Here is a 5,631-nt window from a genome sequence, read left to right on the forward strand (position 1 = left end):
TGGTACTGCAGGGGGGACCCTGTGGGAGAGTAGGACGCCGCCGAACAAATTTTGAGAAAACCCCCGTGCCATTGGCGCGGGGGTTTTCTGCGTTTTACGGTTCGAGGCTGCCGGTGTGTATCGCGGGCGTATCGAAATGGCCTGGCGAGCGCCCTGTTCGTCCTGTGGCGGCCGCTCATGATGTCCGTTCCGAGGTGCGTGTCCGGGCGGTGGCACGGCTGCCACGACACGTTCAACGGTGTGGAGCTCATGACCTTGGTGGCGCACCGGCGCGGAAGCGCCGTCGGGCCAGCCCCGCCCCGCGCCGGCACTGACAGGCTGAGCGTGTGTCAGGTGTGCTCACCTCTTTGCATACGTCGGAGATAGGTTGCGCTTGGGCTCCAGACATGCGCTCACTGATCGTGGAGGACGAGCCCTACCTGGCCGAAGCCGTCCGGGACGGTCTGCGGCTGGAGGTGATCGCGGCCGACATCGCCGACGACGGCGACTCACCCTCAGCTACGCCGGGTTCCTCTTCCTCGCCGGCACGCTCCTGCTGGCTGTGACATGAGTGTTCGTACTGCGCTGGCTGCTGGACGACGACCTAAGAACCCTCCAGAGGGCGTACGGCGTCGTGGTCATCGTCGGACCCAACCGCTTCGACCTCCTGCGCGGCTTCGTTCCCGCGGGGGCCGCGGCACTGGCCTGCATCTTGGTGTTCGGCCTGTTCGGAGGCTGGATCCTCGACCTCGCTTCCCGCCGGACCGGCGGTCTCCTCGGCACGGTCCGGCTCCCCGGCACACCGTGGAGATCGTCCCGGCCCTCGCCGGGTCGTACGCCCGTTGGAGGCGTGGACTAGTTGGTGCCAGCGGTGAGTTCGCTGAACAGCTTGTTCGCCGCGTCCGAGGTGAACTGGCGCTGGAGCTCGGCGCGGGCGATCTGCTTCTTGAACTCGCCCTCGAAGCCGGTGAAGCCGGCGTTGTGCATGGTGTCGGTGATCCACGTCGCGAACGCCTGGTAGTTCCAGATGTGCGGCAGGCAGGTCTGCGAGTAGGTGTCGAGGAGGCTGGAGTCGCCTTCCTCGGCGTGGCGGATCACTGCTCGGGCGAAGACCTCGGCGTCGTGCAGGGCGAGGTGGATGCCCTTGGCGCTCATCGGCGGGACGATGTGGGCGGCGTCGCCGAGGAGGTACAGCCTGCCGTGGCTCATCGGATCGAACACCACGCTGCGCAGCGGCACGATCTGCTTGGACAGGATCGCGCCACGCGCGGGAGGGGTCCCGAAGCGGGCTTCCAGCTCGCTCCAGATGCGCTGGTCCGGCCACTTCTCAGGGGTGTCGTCGACTGCGCACTGGAGGTAGATACGGGTGGCCTCGGGTCCGCGGGGGATCATGCCGGCCAGGCCCCGTTCGTGGATCGCCATGCCGGACGGGACGGTCGGGGTGGCGGCCAGGACGCTGAGCCACGAGTAGCCGTACTCGTGGGAGTACTCGGTCAATGCCGTGGCGGGGATGCTGCGGCGGGAAACGCCGTGGAAGCCGTCGCAGCCGGCGAGGAAGTCGCAGTCGATGGTCCGGACCGAACCGTCGGCGTCCTGGTGGCGTACGACGGAGCGGTTCCCGGTGATGTTCTCCAGGGCGACGCCGGCGGCTTCGTGGCGCAGGTCGCCGCCTTCACGGAGGAATACCTCGGTGAGGTTGCGGACGAGGACCTGCTGCGGGCAGTACAGGCTCTCGTTGTCGTCCTCGTCGACGTCGATCGGCATCGCTTCGCCGTCGATGTAGAAGCCGCCCTCGCTGTGCGGGATCGGATCACCCGCCAGGACTTCCTGGAGCCCCCACTCGCGGAACATGCGCACTCCGGAGGTGTCGATGGTCCCGGCGCGCTGGCGCTGCTCGACGTAGGCGCGGGGGTGCTTCTCCAGCACGATGCAGTCGACACCGTTGCGCAGCAGGAAGTTGCCGAGGGTCAGTCCGGCGACGCCGGCTCCGATGATGACGACTGCCGTGTCGTCGCGTGTCGTGGCCATGGTTATGCGAGCCTCCGTGCTCAGGGCGGTGGACCGGTGGACCGCATCGCCCCGGGCGGCGCGGCCGCCATCGGCGGTGTCGTCCAGGGCGATGCGGTGTGCGGTCACCACCCTGCGACGACCCCAGCCGTGCACACCACCGGTGATCGGACGGCAGATGCCGGAAAGCCGCCAACATGGAGGGTGAGCCGGTGCGGACTGCCCGAGCTGAGCGGACGTCGGCGGTCAGGTGCGGTGACGGCGCAGATCGGCCTGGTAGCGGCCGGGTGTCTGGCCGACGACCTCGGTGAAGGCGTCGATGAAGCTGGAAGGGTTGGACCAGCCGCACGCCACCGCGGTCTCGGTCACCGACATCCCGTCGGTGAGGCGGGCCAGCGCGTGGTGGATGCGCAGGGTGGTGCGCCAGCGGTGGAAGCTCATGCCCAGCTCGGTTCGGAACAGGCGGCTCAGGGTGCGTTCACCGGCCCCCACCCTGCGGCCCAGCTCGGCAAGGGTTGCGGGGTGGGCAGGGTCCTCGTGCAGGAGCGCGGTGGCGGCCCGGAGCCGGTCGTCGTCGGCCTCGGGCAGGTGGAGGGACTGCTCGGCGGTGTCGACAAGCTCGTCCACGATCACGCTGAGCAGCCGTCGGTGGGCGCCGGGGCGCCGCTCCGGGCTGTCGGTGAGCGCGAGGAGCGCTTCGCGCAGCAGCGGGCTGACCGCGAAGACGCTGGGGTGGTCCACGAGCTGTGCGCACAGGTCGAGCGGGATCTGGAGGAGGCGTACGTCGGTCTGGCCGTAGAAGCGGTGGGAGTGCGCGAAGTGCGGGGGTGTCCAGGTGACACGGTTGGCCGGCGCGACCCAGGTTCCGCGTTCCGTGGCTGTGGCCAGCGCTCCGGCGGCGGCATAGACGAGTTGTCCCTCGGCATGCGAGTGGGGGGCAAGCCGATAGCCGTGGGGCAGCCACGCGGCCCCCTGGAGCGGCGCCGCGTCCGGGTCGGACGGCATGGGCGAAGGTCGGCGGTCTTCCGGCATGGGGCGCAAATCTACGGGGGTCCCGTAGGGGTGCCGAGCCGCGTTCGGCAACGGTGGTCAGTCGTCAGGAGCGGGCGCAGGGGTGGAGAGGCGCTCGGGCAGCGCTTGTTCCGCCCAGATGATCTTTCCTCGGCTGATGGGGCGGGTGCCCCAGCGCTCGGTGAGCTCTCTGGTGATGAACAGCCCGCGACCGCCTTCGTCGCTGTCGTCGGCGCGTCGTAGCTGTGGGGCCGTGCTGCTGGTGTCGGAGACTTCGCAGGTCAGTGTCCGGTCTCGGATCAGGCGTAGTCCGATGGGTCCTTGGGAGTAGCGGACAGCGTTGGTGATCAGTTCGCTGACGACCAGTTCGGTGGTGAAGGCGAGGTCTTCGAGGTTCCAGGCGGCGAGTTGGTCGGTCGCATAGGTACGTGCCTTGGCCACGAATTCGGGCGAGGACTGGATGGTCCAGGACGCCAGTTGGTCGGGGCCGAGAGCGCGGGTTCTGGCGAGCAGCAGAACCCCGCAGTCCTGAAAGGCCGGGGTGTTCAGGAGGGATTTGCAGGTTTCCTGGAGGCAGCGGGTGCCGGACGGGAAGAGGGCCTGGGCCTGGTCCTGCGTCCGCGGGGTCTCCTGAGGCGAATCGCCCAGGAGGGGGGAGCCGGCCAGGATGAGATGGGTGCCTTCAGCGAGTGTGTGCTCGGTCGTCCGATAGGTGGATCGCCCGTGTCCCAGTGCCGGTCCGGGCGCGAGTTCGGCTATCTGTACCGTGCCGTCGGGGAGCACGAAGAGCGGTTGCGCGCGGCCTGCGGCAGCGAGCGTGCAGTCTCGGGTGGCGGGGTCATAGACGGCGTAGGTGCAGGTGGCGTCCAGCGGCGCCGTGCGCGAGGTGTCCTGCGGGGAAGAGCCCTGCTGTCCGCTGAACCACGTCACGAGCTCGTGCAGGCGCGTCAGCACCTCGTCCGGCGCCAGATCCAGCGAAGCCAGGGCGCTGATGGCGGCACGCAGCTCGCCCATGGCGGCCGCGGCGGGGAGGCCGTCGCCCAGGACGCGCCCCGCGACCAGAGCGACCCGGGCGCCGGGCAGCGCGATGACGTCGGCCCAGCCGCCGGAGGAGGCGGACGAGTAGCTGTATGCGCTCTCCACGGCGGTGTGGGCCGGGACCTGCGCCGGTCTCTGCCTCATGTGCAGAATGCGGGCAGCCGCGCGGCTACGGCTGTACAGCCGCGCGTTGTCCAGGCACAGCGCGGTGCGGGCGGCCAGCTGCTCCGCAAGGACCCGGTCGTCGTCCTCGTACGCGTCCGGGGTGCGCCAGCGGTAGAAGCCGGCCAGGCCGAGGACCAGGCCCCGGGCGCAGAGCGGCACCACGATGAGCGAGTGCACCCGGACCGTTTTCAGCAGCCGCTGGCGAAACGGGTCGCTCTCCAGCCAGGCAGCGTTCGGGTCCAGCCGTCCGATCAGGCGGGGGCGGAGGTCCGCCAGGGCGTCACGGTACGGCGATCCGGCGGGGAAACCGCTCAGTTCCCCGGCCATGGGGCCGTAGGCCTCCTCGATGAAGTGCATCGAGCGCCAGCCCCAGCGCCGTAGCTCGAGATGCTCGATCAGCGGTCCGGGTTCAAGAGCCTCCCCGCGCAGCACTGGATCCAGCAGATCGACGGTGGTGGTGTCGGCGAAATCCGGGACGGTCGCATCGGCAAGCTCCTGCGCGGTGCGGAAGACGTCGAGCGTCGTGCCGATCCGGGCACTGGCCCCGTCCAGCAGAGCCAGCCGCGCCTGGGCCTGGTGCCGCTGGGTGATGTCCGAGATGGCCGCCGCCACCCCCAGGACGCGGCCCCGCCCATCGCTCAGCCGGAACCAGGCAGTGGCGAGGGTGAACTCACGGTACGGCTCGTGGCGGGAGCGCAACGTGACCAGGACATCGCGTCTGGGCGTACCGGTCGCCAGCACCTCACGCGCCAGGACCTCAAGGGCTTCGGCCTGCTCCAGGCCGAAGCCCTTGAGGGCGTCCACGAGCCGGTAGCCGAGGAACTCGTCGACCGGAAACGCTCTGACGTTGCGCGCGGCGATGTTCATGTGCACGATGCGCAGCTCGGTATCGAACACGTGCAGGCCGATCGGGGACTCGGTGAACAGGGCGCTCAGAATCGCATCGTCCAGGCCACCGCCCAGGTAGCCGGCAGCATCCCGTCCAGCGCTCACGGCACTCCTTCGGCTGAAGGTGACAGACCTCGACTCGGCCTCCGCATCGGATGAATCATATTAGTCCGGGAGAATTACGGACGAATAGACACTTCGGTGATCCGGGTACGGCTTCGGTCGCAGTCCTGCCGCGAGCTCGCCGCACCGAGGGCACCAGGCGGTGGGGGTGCGGCGAGCACGGCGCATCGCAGTCGTAGCAGGCAGGCAGGCAGCCGACCGGGCTTCCTCCTGCGGTCGACCCGACAGACTCGGTTGAAAAGATCTTGACAGAGGGTGGTTGACGCCCCCTTGCCGGATGCGTATAGTTCTCCGGGTTGCCACGGAGCCGTATCGGTTCTGCGGTGGCGTCTCCTGCCGCGGATGCGGCGACAAACCACCAGCACGATCACCCGACGGGGTTCTTTTCGGCGTGTCCGAATTTGAATTCGATATCGGGGT

At 69.0% G+C, this 5,631-nt stretch carries 4 protein-coding genes and 1 pseudogene; 2 read left to right on the forward strand and 3 right to left on the reverse strand.

All coding sequences use genetic code 11. The features are described from left to right. Nucleotides 1–386: 386 nt before the first annotated feature. A pseudogene (locus tag ACZ7OY_RS44505) lies at nucleotides 387–491 on the forward strand (response regulator transcription factor); the annotation flags it as partial. Nucleotides 492–613: 122 nt separating this feature from the next. Continuing rightward, nucleotides 614–838 carry a hypothetical protein gene (locus tag ACZ7OY_RS44510; RefSeq protein WP_472251208.1) on the forward strand — a complete coding sequence of 75 codons (225 nt, stop codon included), beginning with the start codon at nucleotides 614–616 and terminating at the stop codon, nucleotides 836–838. Here the strand turns inward: ACZ7OY_RS44510 and ACZ7OY_RS44515 are convergent. The 3 genes from ACZ7OY_RS44515 to ACZ7OY_RS44525 form a co-directional block, all read right to left on the reverse strand. Next, nucleotides 835–2,007, reverse strand: a complete 1,173-nt coding sequence (locus tag ACZ7OY_RS44515) for a 4-hydroxybenzoate 3-monooxygenase (RefSeq protein ID WP_472251209.1) — start codon at nucleotides 2,005–2,007, stop codon at nucleotides 835–837. The genes ACZ7OY_RS44510 and ACZ7OY_RS44515 overlap by 4 nt on opposite strands. A gap of 225 nt (nucleotides 2,008–2,232) precedes the next feature. After that, on the reverse strand, nucleotides 2,233–3,018 hold the full coding sequence (locus ACZ7OY_RS44520; protein ID WP_472251210.1) for a helix-turn-helix domain-containing protein: 786 nt from the start codon (nucleotides 3,016–3,018) through the stop codon (nucleotides 2,233–2,235). Between the two features lie 57 nt (nucleotides 3,019–3,075). After that, nucleotides 3,076–5,193: a SpoIIE family protein phosphatase gene (locus ACZ7OY_RS44525; protein WP_472251211.1), complete on the reverse strand. Its 2,118-nt coding sequence runs from the start codon at nucleotides 5,191–5,193 to the stop codon at nucleotides 3,076–3,078. Nucleotides 5,194–5,631 lie beyond the last annotated feature (438 nt).

This window comes from Streptomyces sp. NPDC107559 (assembly GCF_055657365.1).